Annotated in this window: 21 protein-coding genes; 11 read left to right on the plus strand and 10 right to left on the minus strand. The window is 52.4% G+C overall.

What is annotated here, in order from left to right; genetic code table 11:
• The first annotated feature begins 94 nt into the window (after positions 1-94).
• On the plus strand, positions 95-2,002 hold the full coding sequence (gene phaC / locus HALA3H3_RS17005; protein ID WP_022522770.1) for a class I poly(R)-hydroxyalkanoic acid synthase: 1,908 nt from the start codon (positions 95-97) through the stop codon (positions 2,000-2,002).
• Between the two features lie 97 nt (positions 2,003-2,099).
• On the opposite strand, the gene ahpF is transcribed toward phaC, so the two are convergent.
• Positions 2,100-3,656, minus strand: coding sequence for an alkyl hydroperoxide reductase subunit F (gene ahpF, locus HALA3H3_RS17010; protein ID WP_022522771.1), 1,557 nt, complete (start codon positions 3,654-3,656; stop codon positions 2,100-2,102).
• A gap of 173 nt (positions 3,657-3,829) precedes the next feature.
• Complete coding sequence (ahpC, locus tag HALA3H3_RS17015) at positions 3,830-4,393, minus strand: alkyl hydroperoxide reductase subunit C (RefSeq protein WP_022522772.1); 564 nt, start codon at positions 4,391-4,393, stop codon at positions 3,830-3,832.
• Between the two features lie 387 nt (positions 4,394-4,780).
• Here ahpC and HALA3H3_RS17020 point away from each other — a divergent pair, with 387 nt between their 5' ends.
• From HALA3H3_RS17020 to HALA3H3_RS17035, 4 genes are all read left to right on the plus strand, one after another.
• Positions 4,781-5,884, plus strand: a complete 1,104-nt coding sequence (locus tag HALA3H3_RS17020) for a polyamine ABC transporter substrate-binding protein (RefSeq protein WP_022522773.1) — start codon at positions 4,781-4,783, stop codon at positions 5,882-5,884.
• A 101-nt stretch (positions 5,885-5,985) separates the two neighbouring features.
• Positions 5,986-7,167, plus strand: a complete 1,182-nt coding sequence (locus HALA3H3_RS17025; protein ID WP_022522774.1) for an ABC transporter ATP-binding protein — start codon at positions 5,986-5,988, stop codon at positions 7,165-7,167.
• Between the two features lie 68 nt (positions 7,168-7,235).
• The gene (locus HALA3H3_RS17030; RefSeq protein ID WP_022522775.1) at positions 7,236-8,144 is read left to right on the plus strand and encodes an ABC transporter permease subunit; all 909 of its coding nucleotides are present in this window, start codon (positions 7,236-7,238) and stop codon (positions 8,142-8,144) included.
• Positions 8,144-8,971: an ABC transporter permease subunit gene (locus HALA3H3_RS17035; RefSeq protein WP_022522776.1), complete on the plus strand. Its 828-nt coding sequence runs from the start codon at positions 8,144-8,146 to the stop codon at positions 8,969-8,971. Before HALA3H3_RS17030 ends, HALA3H3_RS17035 begins: the two co-directional genes overlap by 1 nt.
• Positions 8,972-8,977: 6 nt before the next feature.
• Here HALA3H3_RS17035 and HALA3H3_RS17040 read toward each other — a convergent pair whose 3' ends face one another.
• A complete protein-coding gene (locus tag HALA3H3_RS17040; RefSeq protein ID WP_022522777.1) occupies positions 8,978-9,187 on the minus strand; it encodes a CPXCG motif-containing cysteine-rich protein in 210 nt (69 codons plus the stop codon).
• A 147-nt stretch (positions 9,188-9,334) separates the two neighbouring features.
• Here HALA3H3_RS17040 and HALA3H3_RS17045 point away from each other — a divergent pair, with 147 nt between their 5' ends.
• Positions 9,335-9,763, plus strand: a complete 429-nt coding sequence (locus HALA3H3_RS17045) for a DUF3617 domain-containing protein (protein ID WP_022522778.1) — start codon at positions 9,335-9,337, stop codon at positions 9,761-9,763.
• A 140-nt stretch (positions 9,764-9,903) separates the two neighbouring features.
• On the opposite strand, the gene HALA3H3_RS17050 is transcribed toward HALA3H3_RS17045, so the two are convergent.
• Together HALA3H3_RS17050 and HALA3H3_RS17055 are read right to left on the minus strand one after the other, a co-directional pair.
• The gene (locus tag HALA3H3_RS17050; RefSeq protein ID WP_022522779.1) at positions 9,904-13,026 is read right to left on the minus strand and encodes an efflux RND transporter permease subunit; all 3,123 of its coding nucleotides are present in this window, start codon (positions 13,024-13,026) and stop codon (positions 9,904-9,906) included.
• Positions 13,026-14,108, minus strand: coding sequence for an efflux RND transporter periplasmic adaptor subunit (locus HALA3H3_RS17055; protein ID WP_022522780.1), 1,083 nt, complete (start codon positions 14,106-14,108; stop codon positions 13,026-13,028). The genes HALA3H3_RS17050 and HALA3H3_RS17055 overlap by 1 nt, the downstream gene beginning before the upstream one ends.
• A gap of 136 nt (positions 14,109-14,244) precedes the next feature.
• Here HALA3H3_RS17055 and HALA3H3_RS17060 point away from each other — a divergent pair, with 136 nt between their 5' ends.
• On the plus strand, positions 14,245-15,429 hold the full coding sequence (locus HALA3H3_RS17060; RefSeq protein ID WP_022522781.1) for a BaiN/RdsA family NAD(P)/FAD-dependent oxidoreductase: 1,185 nt from the start codon (positions 14,245-14,247) through the stop codon (positions 15,427-15,429).
• Positions 15,430-15,613: 184 nt separating this feature from the next.
• On the opposite strand, the gene HALA3H3_RS17065 is transcribed toward HALA3H3_RS17060, so the two are convergent.
• Positions 15,614-17,422: a sigma-54-dependent Fis family transcriptional regulator gene (locus HALA3H3_RS17065; RefSeq protein WP_022522782.1), complete on the minus strand. Its 1,809-nt coding sequence runs from the start codon at positions 17,420-17,422 to the stop codon at positions 15,614-15,616.
• 225 nt (positions 17,423-17,647) lie between these two features.
• Here HALA3H3_RS17065 and HALA3H3_RS17070 point away from each other — a divergent pair, with 225 nt between their 5' ends.
• The 4 genes from HALA3H3_RS17070 to HALA3H3_RS17085 are packed head-to-tail and all read left to right on the plus strand — an operon-like array spanning position 17,648 to position 21,288.
• Positions 17,648-18,175 (plus strand): 2,4'-dihydroxyacetophenone dioxygenase family protein, encoded by a 528-nt coding sequence (locus tag HALA3H3_RS17070; RefSeq protein ID WP_022522783.1) that lies wholly within the window; start codon positions 17,648-17,650, stop codon positions 18,173-18,175.
• 8 nt (positions 18,176-18,183) lie between these two features.
• A complete protein-coding gene (locus tag HALA3H3_RS17075) occupies positions 18,184-19,002 on the plus strand; it encodes an SDR family NAD(P)-dependent oxidoreductase (RefSeq protein ID WP_027958417.1) in 819 nt (272 codons plus the stop codon).
• Positions 19,002-20,006 carry an alcohol dehydrogenase catalytic domain-containing protein gene (locus tag HALA3H3_RS17080; RefSeq protein ID WP_022522785.1) on the plus strand — a complete coding sequence of 335 codons (1,005 nt, stop codon included), beginning with the start codon at positions 19,002-19,004 and terminating at the stop codon, positions 20,004-20,006. Before HALA3H3_RS17075 ends, HALA3H3_RS17080 begins: the two co-directional genes overlap by 1 nt.
• Positions 19,999-21,288: an MFS transporter gene (locus tag HALA3H3_RS17085; RefSeq protein ID WP_022522786.1), complete on the plus strand. Its 1,290-nt coding sequence runs from the start codon at positions 19,999-20,001 to the stop codon at positions 21,286-21,288. Before HALA3H3_RS17080 ends, HALA3H3_RS17085 begins: the two co-directional genes overlap by 8 nt.
• 211 nt (positions 21,289-21,499) lie before the next feature.
• On the opposite strand, the gene HALA3H3_RS17090 is transcribed toward HALA3H3_RS17085, so the two are convergent.
• The 4 genes from HALA3H3_RS17090 to HALA3H3_RS17105 form a co-directional block, all read right to left on the minus strand.
• Entirely contained in the window at positions 21,500-21,811 is a 312-nt protein-coding gene (locus tag HALA3H3_RS17090) for a YqjK-like family protein (protein ID WP_022522787.1), read from the minus strand.
• On the minus strand, positions 21,786-22,190 hold the full coding sequence (locus tag HALA3H3_RS17095; protein WP_022522788.1) for a phage holin family protein: 405 nt from the start codon (positions 22,188-22,190) through the stop codon (positions 21,786-21,788). Before HALA3H3_RS17095 ends, HALA3H3_RS17090 begins: the two co-directional genes overlap by 26 nt.
• The gene (locus HALA3H3_RS17100; protein ID WP_022522789.1) at positions 22,190-22,522 is read right to left on the minus strand and encodes a DUF883 family protein; all 333 of its coding nucleotides are present in this window, start codon (positions 22,520-22,522) and stop codon (positions 22,190-22,192) included. Before HALA3H3_RS17100 ends, HALA3H3_RS17095 begins: the two co-directional genes overlap by 1 nt.
• Before the next feature lie 109 nt (positions 22,523-22,631).
• A complete protein-coding gene (locus HALA3H3_RS17105) occupies positions 22,632-23,663 on the minus strand; it encodes a phospholipase A (protein ID WP_022522790.1) in 1,032 nt (343 codons plus the stop codon).
• Positions 23,664-23,686: the final 23 nt, after the last annotated feature.

The raw sequence follows: 23,686 nt of genomic DNA on the forward strand, positions 1-23,686 counted from the left end.
AGGGCGCCGCGATGCATTTATAAGTTTTAATTTATATATGCTTACATAGCCAAAGTGGTCGGTGCGCCCGATGATAGGCGTAGGGAGAATGAGTATGCAGTCAGCGTGGCACAATCCGTTCCAGGCAATATCACAAGGGCTATCTGACAGCCTGTCTGAAGGGCTTTCTCAAGGACTGCCTGAAGGGTTATCCCCAGAGGAAATTGAAGCCTGGAATAATCAGCTTAAAGAGATTAGCGAACAGTACCAAGGATTGATGCAGGATCTGCTTTCCCGTATTGCGCCCAGTGAAGCCGCCGACTCAATTTACAGTGATATGCGTGAAAGCTTTGAAGCGGGTGCTCAGTCATTAATGCAAAACCCTACGCTGCTGTGGGAAACCCAGAACCGTTTGCTTCAAGACCAGTGGCTATTGTGGCAACAGGCCCTGCGTGGCATGGCTGGCGAGCAAATAACGCCGCTGATTACCCCGGCTAAAAGTGACCGTCGCTTCAAAGATGAAGCCTGGACTCAAAACCCCCACTATATGGCCATTATGCAGCAGTACTTACTGTTCTCGCAGATGGTGGAAGAGCTGGTTGAAAACTTAAGTGGGTTGGATGAAACCCAGAAGCGTAACTTGATGTTTTACGCGCGCCAGTTGGTCAACGCGATGGCGCCCACTAACTTTATAACTACCAATCCAGAGGTCATGCGCTGCACCATTGAAACCCGTGGTCAAAACCTAGTGGATGGTCTGGCCCGTCTACGTGAAGATTTAGGTAACTCTGGTGAAGGCATTAATGTCCGCATGACAGACCGCGCCGCCTTTGGCGTAGGCGAAAACATAGCGGTAACGCCCGGTTCAGTGGTGTATGAAAACGAACTGATTCAGTTGATCCAATACACGCCAACGACGGAAAAGACCTTTAAAACGCCATTGCTAATGGTGCCGCCGTGGATCAATAAGTACTACATTCTCGATCTGCGTGAAGATAATTCCATGGTGAAGTGGCTGGTGGATCAGGGCCATACGGTGTTCCTGATCTCCTGGCGTAATCCTGGCCCGGAGCAGCGCGATATTACCTGGGCCGACTATATGCAGATGGGGCCGATCAGCGCGATAGAAGCTATCGAGCAGGCCTGCGGCGAGAAGTCGGTTAATCTCCTCAGCTACTGTGTCGGCGGCACGTTAACGGCATCTACGGTAGCGTACCTCACCAGCACCCGCCGTGGGCGCAAAGTAAAGTCGGTGACCTATATGGCCACGCTGCAGGATTTTCGTGATCCTGGCGATATCGGCGTATTTCTCAATGAGCGGGTGGTTGAAGGGATCGAACAAACGCTAGAAGCGAAGGGCTACCTTGATGGCCGCTCGATGGCTTACACTTTCAATTTGTTGCGTGAGAATGATCTGTTTTGGTCGTTCTACATTAATAACTATTTGAAGGGCGAAACGCCTGCCGCCTTTGATCTACTCTACTGGAATACTGATGGTACCAATTTAACCGCAGGCACCCATGCCTGGTATTTACGCCATATGTATTTAGAGAACCGCTTGGTTGAGCCAGGTGGCATTGAGCTGGATGGCGTAAAAATTGATCTGCGCAAGGTGTCGGCGCCCAGCTATTTTATCTCCACCAAAGAAGACCACATCGCCAAATGGAACAGCACCTACTATGGGGCGTTGCTACCCAAGGGGCCGGTGACCTTTGTGCTCGGCGGCTCGGGGCATATCGCAGGTATCGTCAACCCACCCCATAAGAACAAGTATAGCTACTGGACTAACGACACACTGCCCGAAAGCCATGAGGAGTGGCTTGCAGGTGCTACGGCTCAGGAAGGCTCCTGGTGGCCTCACTGGCAGGCATGGATGACCGACAATGGCTATGCCAATAGCGAAAAAATGGTGCCCGTGCGCCAACCAGGGGACGGTGAACTCAACATTATTGAGCCTGCGCCGGGCCGCTACGTGAAGATGACAATCCCCGAAGTGTTGGGGGAAATCCCGTCTTCTTCGTAATTGGCATAGGCGAATAGCCTAAGGTTTCGCGAGCTGAAACTCCCTCCCACTAAAAAGCCCGCTGACATTTTTGTCAGCGGGCTTTTCTTCGCCACTGTCAGTTTCGAATGAGATAGTCGAAAGCACCCAGCGATGCCTTGGCGCCTTCGCCCATGGCGATGATGATCTGCTTGTAGGGCACGGTAGTTACATCGCCTGCGGCGAAGACGCCGGGCACGGATGTCATACCGTGAGCATCGACGATGATCTCACCGCGGGGCGTCATTTCAATCGGAGAGCCTTTCAACCACTCGGTGTTAGGCACCAGACCAATCTGAACAAAAATGCCTTCCAGCGCGATGGATTTGCTCTCGTCGGACGTGCGGTCTTTATAGTTCAAGCCATTCACACGGCTGCCATCGCCCGTTACTTCGGTGGTTTGTGCGTTGAGGATAATATCGACGTTAGGCAGACTCTTGAGCTTTTTCTGCAGCACTGCGTCGGCACGCATCTCACCCATAAACTCTACGAGCGTGACATGGCCGACAATACCCGCCAGATCGATCGCCGCTTCAACGCCAGAGTTACCGCCACCAATCACCGCTACCCGCTTACCTTTGAACAGCGGACCGTCACAGTGAGGGCAGTAAGCCACCCCTTTGTTGCGGTACTGCTGTTCGCCGGGCACGTTCATTTCGCGCCAGCGGGCACCCGTCGCCAGTACCAGGGTTTTGCTCTTAAGCGTCGCACCCGACTCAAAGGTGACTTCGTGCAGTCCACCTTCCGCCTCGGCTGCTTTAAACGCCGTGGCAAGCTGCAGGTTCATGACATCGACTTCGTAATCTTTTACGTGCTCTTCAAGCGCGCTAACTAGCTTGGGGCCTTCGGTATGGGAAACGGAGATAAAGTTTTCAATTCCCATGGTGTCAGCCACCTGACCACCGAAACGCTCAGCGGCAATGCCGGTGTTAATGCCTTTGCGTGCTGAGTAAATGGCGGCCGCCGCGCCTGCCGGGCCACCACCAATGACGAGCGTATCGAAAGCGGCTTTCTCGTTGAGCTTTTTGGCATCGCGTTCGGCGGCACCAGTATCAACTTTGGCCAAAATCTGCTCAAGGGTCATACGGCCTTGATCGAACGGCTTACCGTTCAGATAGATGCTTGGCACCGACATGATTTCCCGCGACTCAACTTCGTCCTGAAACAGTGCCCCGTCAATAGCGACGTGACTAATGTTCGGGTTGAAGATAGCCATGAGGTTAAGCGCTTGAACCACGTCAGGGCAGTTCTGGCACGAGAGCGAGTAGTAAGTCTCGAAAAGCATCTCGCCGTCGAGGGCTTTGATTTGGTCGAGTAGCTCAGCAGACGTTTTAGGCGGATGACCGCCGACTTGCAGCAGTGCCAACACCAGCGACGTGAACTCGTGGCCCATGGGGATGCCGGCAAACACCACGCCAGTCTCTTCACCCGGGCGGTTGATCGCAAACGATGGCGTGCGGTCGTCCTGGCCATCGCTGTGTAGGGTAATTTTATCGCTCAGGCTGCTGATGTCCTCAAGCAGGCCGAGAAGTTCTTGCGACTTGGCACCGTCATCGAGGGAGGCAACGATCTCGAACGGCTGAGTCACTTTTTCCAGATACGCTTTTAACTGGGATTTTAAATTGGCGTCCAGCATGACAGTAGCTTCCTCGCAAGTAACAGACGTATTAAATACACGCGTGTGACGGCGCTAATCATTAATAATTTAAAACTGTTTTAAAACAGAACGCCCGGGCGAAACCCGGGCGTTGAACCTGCACGCTCTTGCGCCACGCAAATAAGAGCAAGCGCGTGAAAGCCGTAGGCAGTTTAGATTTTGCCTACGAGATCCAGCGAGGGCGCGAGTGTTTCTTCACCTTCTTTCCATTTAGCCGGGCACACTTCGTTCGGGTTGGCACGAACGTATTGAGCGGCTTTCACTTTACGCAGCAGCTCTTCGGCGTTACGGCCAATGTTGCCAGCGTTGATTTCGACAATTTGGATTTTACCGTCGGGGTCGACAACGAAAGTGCCGCGCTCAGCAAGACCCGCTTCTTCAATCAACACTTCGAAGTTACGTGAAATCTGCAGCGTCGGATCGGCGATCATTGGGTACTGCAGCTTGCCGATGGTCTCAGAGCTGTCGTGCCATGCTTTGTGAGTGAAGTGGGTATCGGTCGAAACGCTGTAGATCTCAACGCCCAGCTTCTTGAACTCGGCATAGTGATCGGCCAAATCGCCCAGCTCAGTGGGGCAAACAAAGGTAAAATCGGCGGGGTAGAAGAAGAAAATAGACCACTGGCCTTGCAGATCAGCTTCACTTACGTCGACGAATTCGCCATTCAGGTAAGCAGTGGCTTTAAACGGTTTTACTTCAGTGTTGATCAAGGACATTCAGATAATCTCCAGTTGTCATGAGTGAAGGGTTTATAAAGTAGTGCTAATGCTAACGGCTAGCGACTAATGTCTAAAATTAAAAAAAGCCATCTAGCCAATAGTATTGCCCTATTGGCGTACCACAAGATCCTGTTTTACTGGCTACTTAATGGGGTCGGTAGGGCAAAATACAAGAATTTTTCACATTGGCTTGCGGTAGGCGTCACTGCACCGCAAAATTCGCACGGTCAGTAATATGGCCTACGCTATTGTTAGCCGCTGAGGGCTGTTGCCGGCAGCAGCAGGGCGCACTTGGTATGAAGACACTTGGCAAAACATTTGGCTGAATTGTTTAGTGAATGCTGAATTGTTTAATGACTAGTTGAGACAACAGGAGCAGTGATAATGGGGAACATCCACAAACTTTCCGCGGCCGTTGCGGCTATCTCATTCGCCGCAGCGGCTAGCGCTGCCCACGCTGAAGAGGTGCGGGTATTTAACTGGTCAGACTACATTGCCCCGGAAACGCTGGAAAAATTCACCGAGCGTACCGGCATTGAAGTGACTTATGACGTTTATGACAGCAATGAAATTTTGGATGCCGCACTGCTCGCCGGGCGTTCCGGCTACGATGTGGTGGTACCTTCTACCTACTATTTTACCCGCCAAGTGAAAGCCGGTGTTTTTCAGCCGCTCAACCATGAGTTACTAACCAATTTAGACAATCTCAACCCCGAGCTGATGGCCAACCTGGAAACTATCGACGCCGGTAGCGAATACTCGGTTCCCTATATGTGGGGCACCAATGGGATCGGCTATAACGTTGACCGGGTAAAAGAAATTCTGGGTGATGACGCGCCGGTAGATAGTTGGGCACTGCTGTTTGATCCTGAAATAACCGCTGCATTGAGCGAAGCGGGCTGCGGCTTGTCGATGCTGGACTCTGCCGATGAAATGCTCTCGCCCGCCATGGCGTACCTGGGGTTTGATCCCCTGAGTGAAAATCTGGACGATATTGAAGCGGCTGGCGAACTGATCGCCGACGTTCGCGACGACATGACTTATTTTCACTCTTCCCGCTATGTGTCCGATCTGGCGAATGGCGATATCTGCGTGGCCGCTGGTTACTCGGGTGATGTTTTCCAGGCCGCTGATCGTGCTGAAGAAGCAGGGCGAGATTTCACCATCGCCTATAGCATTCCTAAAGAAGGCGCCGCGCTCTGGTTCGACATGATGGCAGTACCCGCCGATGCGCCTAATACTGAAAACGCTCACGCCTTTATCAACTTTATTCTTGACCCGGAAATCGCTGCTGAAATTACCGAGTACGTGCGTTATGCCAATCCTAACGCGGCGGCCGATGAGTACCTCTCTGATGAAATCATCAATGACCCGGCTATTTACCCAGAAACCGAGGTCATGCAAAACCTATACGTGCAGGCTGAAAAGCCTCAAGATGTGCTGCGTGCCCGTACGCGCATTTGGAACCGCGTAAAGTCTGGTCGTTAAACCGACGTTTATCCGACGGCGAGCCTGGAGTTAATTCTCTATGGCTCGCTGCTCGTCTTTTTTAATGCCCGGATTGCCGGGCCTTTTGATGGGAGTGGCGAATGGTCACTACGCCCCTGTCGAACGAGCCTTCATCTGCTTCGCCAATCACTCCTTCTTCGTCGCGCCCCCAGGGTAAAACCCCGCGGTTTGCTGAAGATGTGGTGCTGGAAGTAAAACGCTTAAGCAAGCGGTTTGATGATGCGCTGGCGGTGGATGATGTCAATTTGCAGGTTAAGCGCGGAGAAATTTTCGCGCTATTGGGTGGTTCCGGGTCAGGTAAATCAACCCTGCTGAGGATGTTGGCGGGGTTTGAAACTCCTTCTGAGGGCCGTATTTTATTAGACGGTGAAAATATCACCGCTATGCCTCCGCACAAGCGGCCTATCAATATGATGTTCCAGTCCTATGCGCTATTTCCGCATATGACGGTGGCGCAGAATATTGCCTTTGGCTTAAAGCAGGACAAGCTCCCCAAAGCGGATATCGACGCTCGCGTCGCGCAAATGTTGAAGCTGGTGCATATGGAGCGCTTTGCCAAGCGCAAACCGCATCAACTTTCTGGCGGTCAGCGCCAGCGTGTAGCACTGGCGCGTTCGCTGGCCAAGCGGCCCAAACTGTTACTGTTAGACGAGCCCATGGGCGCACTGGATAAAAAACTGCGCACTGAAATGCAGCTTGAAGTGGTCGAGATCATCGAACAGGTGGGCGTTACCTGCATTATGGTCACTCACGACCAGGAAGAGGCTATGACCATGGCCGACCGCGTGGCGATCATGGCCGATGGCTGGATCGAGCAAATAGGCTCGCCGATCGATATTTATGAAAGCCCGGTGAGCCGCATGGTGGCGGAATTCGTCGGTACGGTGAATCTGTTTGAAGGCGAGATTAGCGAAGATGCTGCTGACCACTGCCGCATCGTCGCTCCCGCGCTCGAGCGGCCCATCTATATTGACCACGGTATTACCACCCAGGCGGTAGATCGGCGGGTTTGGGTCGCGCTGCGTCCTGAGAAGATTTGGCTTACCCGTGAAAAGCCTACTACGGAGTACAACTGGGCCGCTGGCAAGGTGGATGATATTGCCTATTTAGGCGGTTTCTCGCTCTACTACGTGCGCACTCAATCGGGCCAAATCATTAAAGTCAGTATGGCCAATACAGAGCGTCGCGGTGATCGACCCACCTGGGAAGACAGTGTGTATGTCTACTGGGAAGATCACAGTACGATTGTTTTGAACCGCTAGCGTCTTGAGCTGCTAACGTTTTGAATTGCGATAGTGGCGCATTCCTTACCGCGAGGAGACTGCCTTTAATGAAGTTATCTCGTTTTTCAGCACTGCTCAAACGCTTGCAGCTGGGGCGCCGAGCAGTGATTGCGTTTCCGCTCGTGTGGCTGACGCTGTTTTTTTTACTACCCTTTGCGCTGGTGCTCAAAATCAGCCTCTCCGAAGCGGCGATTGCGATTCCGCCCTATGGCCCGCTGCTTGAGTACGTCGATCAGACGCTGCATGTCTTTCTTAATCTGGGCAATTATCTCTTTCTGCTCTCAGATTCATTATACATAGCCGCCTATTGGGGCTCGGTGAAAACGGCGTTTATTGCCACGCTGGCCTGCTTGTTGCTCGGTTATCCGATGGCGTATGCCATGGCCCGAGCCCCGGCCCGCTGGCAATTGTTGTTACTGCTGCTGGTCATGCTGCCGTCATGGACGTCGTTTTTGATTCGTGTCTATGCCTGGATGGGAATTCTAAGCAACAGTGGGTTAATCAATAACCTGTTGATAGGGATTGGCCTGATTGATTCGCCGCTGCGCATGATGAATACCCAGTTTTCAGTAACTATTGGCATTGTTTATGCCTACTTGCCGTTCATGGTGCTGCCGCTATATGCCCACTTAACGCGCATGGATAACTCGTTGTTAGAGGCCGCTGCAGATCTTGGCTCGCGCAAGTTCAATACCTTTATCAAAGTCACCTTGCCGCTCTCTACGGGCGGCATTGTGGCCGGTTCGATGCTGGTGTTCATACCTGCGGTAGGGGAGTTTGTGATTCCTGAACTGCTGGGAGGCCCTGATACGCTAATGATCGGCAAAGTGCTGTGGGAGGAGTTCTTTCTCAACCGCGACTGGCCCGTGGCGTCGGCGCTGGCCATGGTGATGCTACTGCTATTACTGGTGCCGATAGTCTGGTTTCATCGTTACCAGTCCAAGGAGCTTGAATAATGAGCATGCGACGGCCGAGCTTCTCAACGGTCATGCTGGTGCTTGGTCTGCTGTTTCTTTACCTGCCGATGTTTGTGCTGGTGGTGTATTCGTTTAATGCATCGAAACTGGTCACGGTGTGGGCGGGGTTTTCCACTCAGTGGTACGGCGAGCTGTTTCGAGATCAGCAGATTTTGTCGGCGGTATGGACGAGCCTGCGCATCGCGTTTTTCGCGGCCAGCATGGCGGTTTGCCTGGGCACCGTGGCAGCCTTTGTAATGACACGCTATGGTCACTTCCGGGGCAAAACGGCGCTGTCGAGTATGGTCACAGCGCCGCTGGTGATGCCCGAAGTCATCACCGGTCTTTCGCTGCTGTTGCTATTTGTGCAGATGGCGCAGATTACCGGCTGGCCAGCCGACCGGGGTATGGCAACCATTTGGATTGCTCACACCACCTTTTGCAGTGCCTATGTGGCTGTCGTGGTGGCTGCGCGGCTGCGGGAAGTGGATCACTCCATTGAAGAGGCCGCCATGGATTTGGGTTCACCTCCAGTGAAAACCTTTTTTTCTATCACGCTGCCGATCATTACCCCCGCGCTGGCTGCAGGCTGGCTGCTGGCGTTTACCCTCTCCCTGGATGACCTGGTGATCGCCAGCTTTGTTTCCGGGCCAGGGGCCAATACGCTGCCGATGGTGGTGTTTTCGTCGGTGCGTATGGGGGTGTCGCCGAAGATCAATGCGCTTGCTACCTTGATCATCCTAACGGTCTCGCTGGCGACGCTGTTGGCGTGGTTTTTTATGCGGCGTAATGAGACCCGGCGGAAGGCTGCTCTACGAGACGTTTAGATCACGCTATAGCACGTCGTCATCGCGCCCGGCGACGACGCTTTCAAGTTCTCCGGTCACCGGTGAGACGATGATCTGTAGCTGGATGGGCGCGCAGCATTGATGGCAATCCTCCCAGGTATCATGGCTGCCCTGTGACGTATCAATCAGAAAGGTCAGCGGCGAATCGCAGTATGGGCAGTGGAAGTCATAATTGACCAGGGCGTCGTCTTGCATTGTTGGCTACCTTGTATAGCGGATGCGCTAAATCAGTTTCTTACCCAATGAGTGTAGCAGTGTGGTCGTCGGGTAGGGCATCGTAGGATTGAATCAGGTAGGATATCCCAGGATTTAAGTTCCCAAAGCAACGCAGCGAGAGTAGCGATGATGTTACGTAACATGGCAGTAGCGGCCCTAGTGGCCTTTCCGATGGTCGCGTTGGCTGAAACCCCCAATGTCACCGCTGGTGAGTGGGAGTTTGTGAGCAAAACCAGCGTCACCGGCGAAATGGAAATTCCGGATCAAACGGAAACCGAGCGCCAGTGTATTAGTCAGGAAGAGCTTGAGGGAGCTGAATTTGGCTTCATCGAGGAAGAAGAAGGCTGCGAGCTGCTCGACCAGGAGCTCAATGCGGATGGTCTCAGCTACAGCATGGTGTGTCGCGCTGAGGGTGGCGAAGCTACCATCGATGGCGAAATGCGTTTTATGGGCGAGCGTATCGAAGGCAGCGTCGATATCCTTACCCAGTCCCCCATGGGTGAGCTGAGCATGAATACCGTGATTGAAGGCGAGTATCTTGGCGAGTGTGAGTAATCGCTAGCTCTCTTTTCAAAGGGTGCCAACAGGCACCCTTTTTCATTGAGGTCGTCATTGCGAGGAGCGCAGCGACGCGGCAATCTCAAGCGTGCGGTGGCCTCTAAAAACCAGATTGCTTCGCTGCGTTGGCAATGACATCAGTCAGATGGTGCATTAGCAATTTCCTCCTCTAATCGCCTTTTCACTGCCCCGGGCGAACCGGTGTGGCGCGCCAGCAAGTCGTAAGCCACAGGCACCACAAACAGCGTAAACAGCGTGGCCGAGCCGACCCCCGCCATAATCACGGTGCCGATAACCAAGCGAGACTCAGACCCCGGCCCTGTCGAGACAATCAGCGGAATGGCGCCGGCCATGGTGGTCACGGCGGTCATTAAGATAGGTCTTAAACGCGTTACAGAGGCTTCAATCAACGCCGAACGGAAGGCTTTACCCTCATCGCGCAACTGATTGGCAAACTCGACAATCAAAATGCCGTTTTTCGCCGCTAGGCCAATTAGCAGCACCAAGCCTACTTGGCTGTAGATATTAAGCGATTGACCGCTTAGCAGCAGGGCGAGCAAAGCGCCGCTCATTGCGAGCGGCACCGTAAGCATTATCACAAAGGGGTGAATCAGACTTTCGAACTGCGCTGCTAACACCAAAAAGACCACAAGCGCGCCCAGTATTAGCAGGAAGGCGGTGGCGCCACTGGCTTGCTGGAAGTCCCTTGAGGCGCCTGCCACATTGGTTTGCGCCTCTTCCGGCAGTAGCTCCGCGGCGCTCTGCTCTAAATAGGTCAAAGCTTCGCCAAGGGGGTAGCCATCCGCCAGGTTGGCTTCAATGGTAATCGCCCGTATACGGTCAAAGCGGTTCAAAGTGCTGGCGCCAGCAAAGTCGGAGAGGGTGACCAAACTGGCCAGAGGGATCAGCTCACCTGTGCGAGCGGATCGAACCTGAATGTTATCCAACGCCCTCGGGCTGTTTTGACTGCCGCGGTCACCTTCCAAAATGACGTCGTACTCTTCACCATCATCAACATAGCGAGTGACGTTACGGCCACCTAACAGCACTTCAAGCGTTCTGCCGATCTCGGTAACCGTAACGCCTAGCGAAGCGGCACGCTCGTAGTCAATATCGACTCTTAGCTGCGGCTGGGTTTCGTTGTAGTTGCTCTCTAGTGCCATCAAGCGCGGGTTGTTTTCACGCACATGATCGATCAGCGTATCGCGCCAGCGGGCAAGCTCTTCGTAAGTCCCGCCGCCCAGCACAAACTGCACCGGCTTCTGGGTACGCTGCCCAAACCCCTGGCGCATCACCGGGAAGGCTTGTACCCCCGGCAACGTACGCAGCTTTTCGCGTACTTCGCCCATGATCTCCCAGGCACTGCGTCGACTGCCCCAGTCGGCCATATTGACGATAATAAAGCCGCTATTGAAATTCTCTATGTTGCCGTAGCCACGGGGGGCGCGAACGACTACGCGCTCCAACTCACCGCTCTCCACCAGTGGCGTCATCCGCGCTTCGATCTCATCCATATAATCCATCATGTAGTCGAAGGTGGCGCCTTCAGGGCCATTCACTAATACGATAAAGTTACCGCGATCCTCTTGAGGCGTGTATTCGTTGGGCAGTACCGTGGCCAGCCAGGCGGTGGCGCCAATCAATAATACAAACGCCGCGACCACCAGCCAACGCATTTTGAGCATCCATTCTAACGTGGCCTGGTAGCGGCGTTGTGTGCCGCTGAGCAACCACTGCACGGCTTTGCCAATCCGGCTGTCGTGCATGCCAGGCTTAAGAATTTTAGACGCCATCATCGGCGTAAGCGTCAGTGCCAGCAGCGTAGAGACTACGACCGCGGCGGCCATGGTCAGCGCGAACTCGGAAAATAGTCGGCCAATATCGCCTTGCAACATACTGAGTGGCAAGAAAACCGCCACCAACACCAGAGTGGTGGCAATGACTGCAAAGGCGATTTGCCGGGTCCCGCGAAAGGCGGCGACTAGCGGCGTCTCGCCGTAGTCGTGCATACGCCGGTTAATATTTTCAAGCACGACGATGGCATCATCGACAATCAGACCGATCGCCAGCACCAGCGCCAGCAGAGTTAGCAGGTTAATTGAGAAATTCATCGCGGCCAGAGCAGTAAAGGCGCCAATAACGGCAATCGGAACGGTCACCGCGGGTACCAGGGTGGTGCGCAAATTGCCCAAAAACATAAAGATCACCACCACCACCAAGCCCATGGCGATAAACAGCGTCATAACGACCTGCTCAATCGCTCCGGAGACGAACAGCGAGGCGTCGTAGTTCAGGCTCAGTGACATCCCTTCAGGCAGCGTACCTTGCAGGCGTTCAAGTTCGACCTGAACGGCTTCAGAGAGCTCTATCACATTGGCCGTCGACTGCATGATCATACCCAGGCCGACCATGGGGATGCCGTTAGAGCGGAAGACAGAACGATCCTCCACCGCGCCGACCTCTACTCTTGCTACGTCAGCAAGGCGCACCAGATAGCCGTTTTCCTCCTGGTTTTGAGGAGAGCTGAGGGCGAGGCGCTGAAAATCTTCGGCACTGGCAAAACTACGGGGGAGGCGGACAATAAACTGCCGATCCTTGGATTCAAGCGAGCCTGCCGGTAGCTCTACGTTCTCTGCCCGCAGTGCGTCTTCGATATCGCTAACGGTGAGTCCCCGTGCGGCCAAGGCATTGCGATCCAGCCACACGCGCATGGCGTAGTCACTGCCGCCGCCGACACGCACCCGTGCTACCCCTGGCTGAACGGAGAGGCTGTCGACCAAAAAGCGGTTAGCGTAGTCGGTTAGCTCAGTAATGGAATAGTCGTTTCCGGAAAGGCTTAACCAAACCACCACTTCTTCGCTGCTATCGGCTTTGGTGACCTCTGGGTTGTCAGCGTCGTCGGGTAGGTTGCGCAGCGCACCGGAGATGCGGTCGCGAATATCATTGGCGGCGGCATTGATATCCATATCAATGCCAAATTCGATCTCGATCTGAGAGCGTCCATCCTCGCTTTGCGAGGTAATCAGCTCAATGCCTTCAACGCCAGCAATGCGGTCTTCTAATACTTGGGTAATCCGTGTTTCGACGACGCTGGCCGAGGCTCCGGGGTAGCGGGTATCGATGGTGACCACTGGCGGGTCGATGGTGGGGTACTCTTGCAGCGGCAGACGATTGAGTGCCAGCAGGCCAAAGGCAATAATCAGCGCCGCGATTACCATCGCCAATACCGGCCGCTGAACAGAGATATCCGATAAACGCATTAGCGGTCGGCCTCCAACAGCGCTCGTATACCGGTCTCGTCATCGGCGATCCCGAGTAACCTGGCTTCTTGCCCGTCACGGGCCAGCTGTAGGCCATGAAAGACAATTAAATCGTTGGCGGCGAGTCCCTCGAGAATTTCCACCTCGCCATTGCGGCGCTCGCCTATCACCACTTCACGCCGTGCCAAGCGTGTGCTGCCTCCACTCTGTTCAATTAACATCACGAAGTGACGGTCACCGCTAGGCTCAATGGCCGCCTCAGGGATAACAACCGTATCGCGTACGTGCTGTTGAACGATCACTTCCATCAGCATGCCAGGCCGCAAGCGGCCATCGGTATTCTCGAGATCAGCGCGGACGCTTACGCTGCGCGTGACTGGATCCACCCGTGTGCCGATGGTGGCAATTTCACCGCTAAAGAGGGCGTCAGGGTAGGCGGCAGTTGTGGCATTGAGCATCAAGCCTGGTGAGAGGCGGTCGAGAAATACTTCGGGGACGCTGAAATCTAGCTGCATAACATCCAATTTATCGAGCGTCACCAGATCCATGCCTGGAGTGACCAGGGCGCCAACACTGATATTGCGAAAGCCGACACGGCCACTAAAGGGGGCTTTTATCTGGTAATTGGCCAACTCCGCTTCAATCGCTTGAATATCGGCATCTGCCTGGCGCAGCCGTGATTGGCTATCTTCTACATCGGCCCGAGCCGCCAGGTTGCGCTCTTGCAACTGGGAAGCGCGATTTGACGCATTACGCCGCTCTTCGCGAAGTGCCTGGGACGCCCTCAGCTGCGCCTGCTCCTCGGCATCCTCCAGACGAATAAGCAACTGGCCTTCTTCGACCTGTTCGCCGTCACGGAAATTGATCTCGGCAACGATATCCGTGACGGTAGCCGATAGTGTGACGCTCTCATCGGCACGGAGGGTGCCCAAGGCTTCTATTGGATCCGACCAGGTAGTCATGATCGCCCGGGTGCCTATGACTGACGGCGCCGATTGGGCGAGCGCTACGCTGGAAAGCAGAAGAGTGAGAGGCACGAGTGCGAGTTGCAACAGCCGTCGTTGATGAAAGGGCAAAAGCATAGTGTTCTCAGCGTTAGATAATATTTATACAGTTATTGTATATGGTAATTGTATCCGCATAATAATTTTTAAGTGCGACCCTGTTAGAATGCCTGCCTTTTACGACGGGAGTCGCTCTCAATATGAGCTGTCCATTATGATCTATGACGTTGTCATCATCGGTGCTGGCGCCGCAGGCTTAATGTGCGCAGCGCAAGCGGGCTATGCCGGAAAGCGGGTCTTAGTGCTTGATCATGCTAACAAAGCGGGCAAGAAGATTCTCATGTCCGGGGGTGGCCGCTGCAACTTTACCAATCTTGGCACAACGCCACAGCACTTTTACTCTTCAAACCCTTACTTTTGTATTTCGGCGCTCAAACGTTACCGCCCTGAGCACTTTGTTGAGCTGGTCGAGCGCCATGGCGTTGAACATGTTGAGAAAACGCCGGGTCAGCTATTCTGTGCAACCTCGGCTAAAGATATTGTCCATACGTTACTAACCGAGTGTGAGTGGGCTGGGGCTGAAATCAGGCTCAGCACCCAGGTTACCCGCGTGGAGCAACAGGGCAGTGCCATGCGTCTAACGACTTCGATAGGTAAAATCGATGCTGGGGTGGTCGTCATCGCGAGCGGTGGGCTTTCCATTCCGAGCATGGGCGCGACGGGTTTTGGCTACGACATTGCCCGTCAATTTGGTCTAGAGGTATTCGCTACGCGACCCGGGCTGGTGCCCTTTACCTTAAGCGATAGCTGGAAAGCGCGCGCAACTGAGCTCTCTGGTTTGAGCGTGCCAGTGGCTGTTAGTGCTGGCAGTCGCCGCTTTGTGGAACCCATGCTGTTTACCCACCGCGGCTTGTCTGGGCCGGCGATGCTGCAGATATCCAGCGTTTGGCAGCCAGGGGAGAGCATTAGTATCGATCTACTGCCCAATGAAAACGTGGCGGAATCCCTACGTGAGGCACGCCAAGAAACGCCTAAGCGTCAGCTCTCGACTTGGCTTGGCGAACGCTTTCCGAAACGCTTTGCGCAAGCACTGCTGGAGTGGTACCCCGACCATGACTTGGCGCGGCCCCTGGCCCAGTATGCTAATGCCGCATTGGATGAGTGGGCGCAAAGACTCAACGCTTGGCAACTGAAACCAGCAGGAACAGAAGGTTGGCGTACCGCAGAGGTAACCATGGGCGGGGTCAATACCGACGCGATTTCGTCCAAAACCTTTGAGGTTAAAGGCTTACCACAGTTGCGCTTTATCGGAGAAGTATTAGATGTAACGGGAGAGCTAGGCGGGTATAACTTTCAGTGGGCGTGGGCGAGTGGCGTAGCCTGCGGGCAGGCTGTTTAATAAGCTGATCAAAGATTTGCAAGTGCCGTAAACCGATACACTGGCTGTATTAAGCCTCTTGTGTTTTGGCGATGGGTTCAAGTTTAGGGGCTGTTGACGTTTCGCTTATGGCAGCGCTGAAAAGTCAACAGAGCCTAGGGCAATGCTGCCAAGAGGTCGGCTGGTAGGTCGATCAGGCGCTTCCTTACAAGTGCCGAAACAGACTAGGATCTAATCCAGCTTTTTGAATTCGATAGGCTAGCTTAGCTCTCGTTACGCCTAGTTCTCTGGCGGCCTTCGACACGTTGCCATCTGTTTTATAAAGTGCATTTGACAAAATTTCTGCCTCACTTCTCCGGTGACATTTAGCGCTCTTCTGCGTATCGTCAAGCTTACCCCGGCCCAATAGATCAGGCCCACTTGTGCCAGCCTCCAGTTCCCCTGTGGGATCAATATTGAGACCTGACTGACCAGGGGGGTTGAGTTTTGTGGCAAAGCCAACGTCATCAAACATATGAAACACATTGAGCGGTTCAGAATCTAGCGCGTTAATCACGCCACGTTCTATTAAATTCTGCAGCTCGCGAATATTTCCAGGGTAACTATAGTCTAAAAGTGCTTCACTAGCCTTTCGGGTGAGTCCTGGAATATTTTTTTTATAAACGTTTGAGTAGCGGTATAAAAAATGTTCGATCAATAAGGGGATATCATCCTGGCGTTCTCTAAGAGGGGGAAGGCGAATAGGAAAAACATTTAAGCGGTAATAAAGATCCTCTCTGAATAGTCCATTCTGCACTTCCTTGAAAAGATCTTTATTTGAGGCGGCAACAACCCTGACGTTAACTTGGATAGGGTGTGCTCCACCGACTCTTTCTATTTCGCCATTCTGCAGGGTGCGCAGAAGCTTACCTTGTGCCTCATAACTTAATGATGGAATTTCATCAAGAAATAGTGTGCCCCCATTGGCTTGTTCGAACCGACCCGGTCGACTTTTTTCTGCACCTGTAAACGCACCTTTCTCTACGCCAAACAGCTCTGCCTCAACCAATGTGTCAGGGATTGCAGCACAGTTAAGGGCGATAAAGGGGCCGTTTGCCAAGTTGCTTTTGCGGTGAAGCTCGTTAGCAAACAAGTCTTTCCCAACACCGGATTCTCCATTGAACAGTACCGTGGCTGGCGTTGGCGCGACTCTTTCGATCTTCTGCAAAGCAATACTGACGGCTGCTGAAATACCCACGATCTTTTGGGTATCTATTTTCTCACGGATAGAGGCAGGAGATGACGCTGTCGTCACGCCAGGGGTTTGTCGAGACGACTTACGCGCTCTAGGCGCAAGGTATTCTCCTGGAGTGAGCCAGCTAAGGTCATGGGTACTGCCTATTTCTTGGTTTGTCATCTCACCTACGATTCGGCAGAAAGAGCCGCCGCAGCCAGCACACTCCAACTCACGATATATCACTCGCTTACCGTAGAAAGCACTGGCGTAGCCGCTGGCATAACCTAGCTGCATCCAGCAAACCGGTTCACGTGATAGGCCGTACGCATTTATATGTTCGGCGGCCTCGATTGAACCATGCCAAAGGAACTCGGCATTGAAAATACCGTTCGGGATGTCGTGGTCGCGTCGTACCGTTTCGACTTTAACCATCCCCATGACTGCATGTAACCGCTCCCCCGCGGTCAACGCACCAGCTTCATCGTTTAGTGGCCAATGTTTTCGTACAAAAGCTGCGTCGGCAGATCCAGCTGAAAAACCTACGCGCATCAGCAAGCTGCATGCTCTAGAAAAGCCTAGTGATTCAATGATTTCCCTGCGCAACACACCAAATGCATTAGCCCCAAGTAGCACCATGCGGCGATCATCGAACCAAATTTTTCCATCGTTAGGGGTAAGGCGCAGCCTCTCTGTCAAATCACGTAAAGTGGGTGGGTCTCCATCATCAAGGCCTATCTTACAAGAACTCGCTTGATTGGGTTGCGTTGTCATTTTCGAAAGCATCATTTTTTTTGTCATGTCTTTCTCATTTTTTTATTAAAAATATTAAATTAATTAAATACTGGCGAGTCTTGTTCAATCCTTCAGTTGTACTTTAGTCGTGTCTAGTCTCTTAACTTCCTTTGAATAATAAGAATTTTACTTGATTTTTTATACTAAGGTCTAGGTTTTGAGTAGTTGGCATAGCAATTGCTGAATAGTTCTCTGTAATACATCGTTTCCATAAATAAAGTGAGAACAATAATGGCTAATGCACCCGCTAGTAATGCTTATCGTATCGTAGAAGTTCCTGAACCAATGAAGGCAATGCAAGACCGATTTGGGCGTGAGGGAAGCTATGTAGGGCTCTCTGAGGTAGAAAGCCCATGGGTTCCTTTTGGTGATAATGCAGCTATACGGCATCTGGCCTTTGATGTAAGAAATAATGTTTATTGCAATATTTTATGGATTAAAAGCCCTGGTGTGATTGGTACCCATAAGCACCGAGGAATGGTATGGGCTGTAGGAATGGAGGGATCTTTCCGATATTTGGAATACGACTGGGTTTGCGGGCCTGGAGAGTTTATAACGGAAATGCCCGGACAGGCTCACACGTTAGTGACCGACGATGCTAATGGAATGAAAGCTCTATTTTGGATGCAGGGAGCTAACGAGTTCTTCGATGAGAAGGGGGAGTGGGCAGAAACGCTGGATGTTTTCTGGTTCATCAATCACTACGTCACTTACTGTGAAGAACACAATATCCCCATCAATGAGCAGTTATTTCTATGAGGTGGGGTATGCGTGTATTAGAGCAATTCAGCGTAGAAGGGCGTTCAGCCCTGATCACGGGGGGAGCCTCAGGTTTAGGACTTGCCTATGCCGAAGCGTTGGCAGAAAACGGCGCTAACGTGACACTAGCGGATATAAACATCGACGCAGCCGAATGTGAGGCACAAAGGCTCCGTGACGAAGGCTGCAAGGTTCATGCTGTCCAGCTAGATGTCGCTGATCGAATGCAGACCAGTCGAGCCTTCGAAGAACATGTCCGCCAGTTTGGCAACTTGGATATTGTTTTTGCTAATGCGGGGATCGATCCTGGGGCAGGGTTTTGGAACCCTTCAGGAGGGCGAAATAGAGATGGTCAGATTGACGTTTTAGATCCAGCCCGCTGGGATAGAACAATTTCTATTAATCTGACGGGGGTCTTTAATACTCTGCGAGTGGCAGCTAAATACATGAAGCCACGGCGTCGAGGATCAATTGTTGTCACGTCCTCCAATGCTGCCTTTATTACAGAGCCTGTGGTCGGGCTTGCTTACATGCCTGCAAAAGCGGGAGTGTCCCATTTAGTACGTCAAGTTGCCTTAGAGTTGGCAGAGTTCCGGATCCGGGTCAACACTATCGCGCCCGGCGGTTTCGTAACCAACATTGGTGGTGGCTGGTTGAAAGACGAAGCAGTTCGCCAGGCCTGGAACGCCAAGGTACCTCTAGGGGAAATCGCTGATCCTGAACAGATCAAGGCACTGGCGCTATACCTAGCCTCTGACGCCTCTTCCTATATGACCGGTGCTCAATTGGTTATTGACGGAGGCACTTCTCTTGGGAGGGTGGGCTGATGCGTGCTGCCGTCTTTCAGGGGTTACACCAGCCTTTAGATGTTTGCGAACTTCCAGACCCTACACCAGGAGACGATGAGGTTGTCATCCAGGTGAAACGATGTGGAATTTGTGGCTCCGATCTCCATATGACTGAGGATCCCATTTTCGGCATTTGTCCTGGCGATGTGCTGGGTCACGAATATGCAGGCGAGATAGTCGCTTTAGGTCGAAAAGTCAGTGATGTATCTATAGGAGATCTTGTATCCGTTATACCTTTCCGAAGTTGCGGTTATTGCGCTGCATGCCGTTCTGGGAATCCTGCTTGGTGTCTAGATATGGCGTTGGAGGGAGGGGGATATGGTGAATATGCCGTCACCGCTGCGCGCCAGTGCGTACCTCTTCCTCTCAATGCAAGCATGGACGACGGTGCAATTGTAGAGCCTTTAGCCGTTGCTCTCCATGGTCTCCAGCTATCCGGCATGAAACCTGGTGACCGTGTCCTCATCCTTGGTGCTGGGCCTATCGGGTTAGCTGTCGCTTTTTGGGCGCGCCGCTTTGGCGCTCAGACGGTTGTCATACAGGATATTACCCGATACCAAGAACAACGTGCCTATGACATGGGGGCGACCGGTTTTGTTTGTGATCCATATCAACCCATTAAAGCTGCAGAGCGGTCACTTGGAGGTTCAGCAGACATAGTATTCGAGTGTGCGGGCGTTCCTGGTCTCATTGCGCAAGCCATTGAGCAGGTTCGCACGCACGGTACGATTCTGCTTCTTGGTTTATGCACTAAGCCTGACAGCTTTATACCCTTTAGTGCTTTATCAAAGGAAATACGCCTTCAAACTGCCGTTTTCTTCTCACGACGTGAATACGAAAGTGCGTTGGATATTCTCGATTCTGGCGTTGTAGAGCCTCGCCATTTAATCACCGAGACCGTGCCACTTAACAATGTGCCAACCGCATTTGAAGCGTTAAAAAAGCGCACCCATCAATGCAAGGTGTTAATAAGCCATGACTAACAATAATACAGCTACCCTGCCTAACACGCCCAATAACACTCGTTATCAAATCCTTTTAGTTACTCTATTGAGCCTTAACTTTGGCATTGTATTTTTTGACAGGAATGCACTTAACTTCCTGATGCCATTTGTTCAGCCAGAGTTGGCCTTGACAAACCTACAGATAGGCCTAACAGCCTCTGCGTTATCAGTCACCTGGGCAATATCTGGTTTAATATTTGGTGCAATGTCTGATCGAAGTGGCCGAAGAAAGATATTTTTGATCATGGCGACGATTGTGTTCTCTCTCTGCTCTTTTTTATCAGGTCTTGCCACCTCATTCTTATTGCTTCTCGGTGCTAGATTGCTTATGGGTGTTGCAGAAGGCCCTATCCTGCCTATATCGCAATCAGTAACGGCAATAGAAGTTACTCCTGAAAGGCGGGGCATTGCTATGGGGGTCATGCAGAACTTCGGGTCAAATTTATTGGGTTCTTTTGCTGCGCCGGTTGTCCTTGTGGCTGTTGCTTCTGCTTTTGGCTGGCGAGAGGCGTTTTTCCTTGCAGGGCTTCCAGGTCTTCTAGCCGCTGGACTCCTCTGGTGGTTAATGCGTGAACCGACAGCATCTTCAGTACCTATCGCAACGGGTGTGAATCAGTCCTGTCAGCGCCCAAGTCTCAAAGAGGTCTTCGCTCATCGAAATATGCTGCTATGTTCGCTTATTGCGGTGTTATTGATTGGATACTTAGTAACTTGCTGGTCTTTCATGCCAATTTACCTAACCAGTGTACGTGGTTATTCTGCTGAAACCATGGGGTGGCTGATGGGAACTTTAGGCATCTCGGCAGCGGTCGGAAGCTTCGTCGTCAGCGGTATCTCTGACAAAATTGGTCGTAAGCCAGTAATGGTAATTACCCCATTTATGGGGCTCATCCTCACCTTAAGCGCCATGTATTTTGATGGCTCGGCTATTATTCTGGCAGTGTTGTTTTTCTTTGGTTGGGCATTGAACGGCATCTTTCCGCTTTTTATGGCCACCGTTCCCTCTGAAACCGTCGATTCGCGCCATATTGCAACAGCCCTGGGTTTTGTAATGGGTATTGGTGAGATATTGGGAGGTGGGGTTCTACCGGCGCTAGCAGGCGCTGCGGCAGATAGTGTTGGCCAATCCGCACCGTTGTGGTTAATGAGCGCTATTTGTGTGATTGCTGGAGTCCTGGCTTTGGGGCTCAAAGAGACCGCACCAGCAGTTCTGGTTAAGCGTGCTCAGGCGCCTGATGTTTCGGCATCTTTCAGCAGTTAGTCGCTAAATACCGATAATCACACAAGAAGCTCAGCTTTCGGGCCAAATGTGTCGGGTATAAAGCGAATAGCGAGCTATTTAACGAAAGTGATCAAATTAAGTTGGCCGACAGGCCAGAATTTTTCACTGAGTGGCCGCCTTAAACGATGTTTGGCTAATCTCCGCTCGCTGGCTTCTAAGGTACAGTCAGCGAGCCGCACAGCCGTCCAAATTAACTAGCCACTTTGGCTAATAATTTAAGTTTTTTGAGTAGCATATAGCCCGCAAGGACTTTTCTGCCTGCCGCCATTGCTCCACCTGGGTGGCGCATCAGCTTGAATGCAGCAAAGCCGCCAATGGCGTAAAGCGGCAGCTTGAAGCTTTGCCAGTTTCTATCCAGTGGTGAGGCGGCTTGCTGTAAAAATTCGCTATCGACCAAAATATCCACGCGCTGCTGCTCTAGCTCGGCTAACAAAAGCGCTTTGCGTTCAGCGCGGCTGAGCGGTTTGGTTGGTGGCTTAGCGGTGTCTGCGGATGGTTTCATCACTTGGCTCCTCAAGCAGTGCTCGATCAGCAGCAAGCTGTTTGAGTGTTTCTTTTAACAGAGAGTGTTGCTTGGACTGGCGAATCGCAATAACCGCGAGTAGCAAACTGGCGCCGATCAGCACACCTGCACTGATGGCAATGGCGGTTAAGCGATAGGTATCCCAGAATATAACCACTACCAGTGCCGTCAAAGTGGCAATACCCAACAAGAGCAGCAGTAAGCTAGCTCCTGCCAGAAGAAGTAGAACCAGTAAGCGAGCACGCTCCTCTTCTAACTCAAACACCGCCAAACGCAGGCGGGTTTCGCTATTCGCAATCAGCGATTTCAGCAAGCGTTTGGCGGCAGAGAAGACGCGTTGGGTGGGGCCCAAAGCCATTAGCGACGACCGAGCAGCATACCCACAACCATACCTACTGCGGCACCAATGCCAATACTTGTCCAGGGGTTTTCATGGACGTAGCGATCACACGCATCGGCCTGATGAGTCAGCGAGTCGCGGGTTTCGTCATAAATACGCTCGCCACGAGCTTCAAGACGTGCACGAGTGTCTTTCAAACGACGTTCGGCGCGAGTACGTAGATCGTTCATCTCTCCGCTGGCATCTTTAGCGGTCGCATTGACCAGCTCTTCAACGGTTTCACTCAAGTGGCGCAGATCATCTTTGAGTTGATCGGCTTGAGTAGAGTAGGTGGGTTGACGTTTAGCCATGGAGTCTTCCTTTGACGAGTGAATGATTGGGCTACTAACTATTAGTTACTGTATTTTTGCTGCTGACTACAAGCATAGCAGTCAGCTAGTAACAGACAAGCAAATGCGTCTATCGGTTCAGCCCTGTCGCACTAAATAAGGGATTTAAACTAAACCCAAGGCTCAAGCGGTGCACGCGATGATCATAATCGATCATGCTTTCACCATATCCGTAGTAGTACTGTACATGCGCTCGCAAGCTGTTGAAAGCGGGCCAGCTGTAATCAATCTGGGTGCCGATATTGCCAGCGCTGGGATTGCCGCGTAACTGACCGCTCACTTCATGGTTATTATTGAGACGCTTGGCGAGGCGAATATCGCCGTATCCCATGTAGCGTTCGATATCCGGGTTGTCGTCATCCTCTGAGGATTCCGGTACCCGCCAGTGGGGTGCCAGGGTGAACGCCCAGTCGCCGCGCTGGAAGGTGCTTTCAAGGTATACCCGGTTCCAACTGCGCGAGAGAGGATCTGAGCGACCATTAGACTGGTGATTGAGAGATACTCGGTTGCGGGTATTCACCCAGCCAAGCGCTTCCCAGGCATTGTCAAAGTCGATAAACACTTCCGGCTCGTAGTTGGTTTCCCTAAAGGGTGATGAGGCGTCGGTATTATAAGCCTGCCACCAACTGCGCTGGGTGTAGCCAAAGTAGACGTCGCCGTAGTTACCGAATACCTGTTCAGCCAGATTAACCTTGGCACTGAACTGGAATTTTAACTCCACGCGATCTGCGGGGGTGCCGTTAGCCACCGTGCGGAAACTTTCACGATTTTGGTTAGCATTGTAACTAACAGGGAACAGATAGTTGGTGCGGTGGGTGGTGATTGAAAACGGATTCCGGGTTGATTCCTGCTCAAGTTCACGGCGATCGCTTAAATCTTCCCTTGCAGCCTCTTCAGGCAACTGTTCAAACGGTATGTCTAGCGCGGCGTCTTCGGGGTTTTCTATCTGCTGCAACTGTTGATGCAGATCATACAGTTCAGCATTGAGGGCACGGATACGCGCCTCAATCTCTTGCTGAGACTCGGCAACGGCATTCACACTAAACGTAGCAAGGCTCAGCAGAACAATAAGTTTCGTCAACGGCAATTTTCGGGTGACCATCAAGGTGACTCGCAAAATGAAGG

Origin of the sequence: Halomonas sp. A3H3 (genome assembly GCF_000982975.1) — a bacterium.
Lineage (GTDB): Bacteria > Pseudomonadota > Gammaproteobacteria > Pseudomonadales > Halomonadaceae > Vreelandella > Vreelandella titanicae.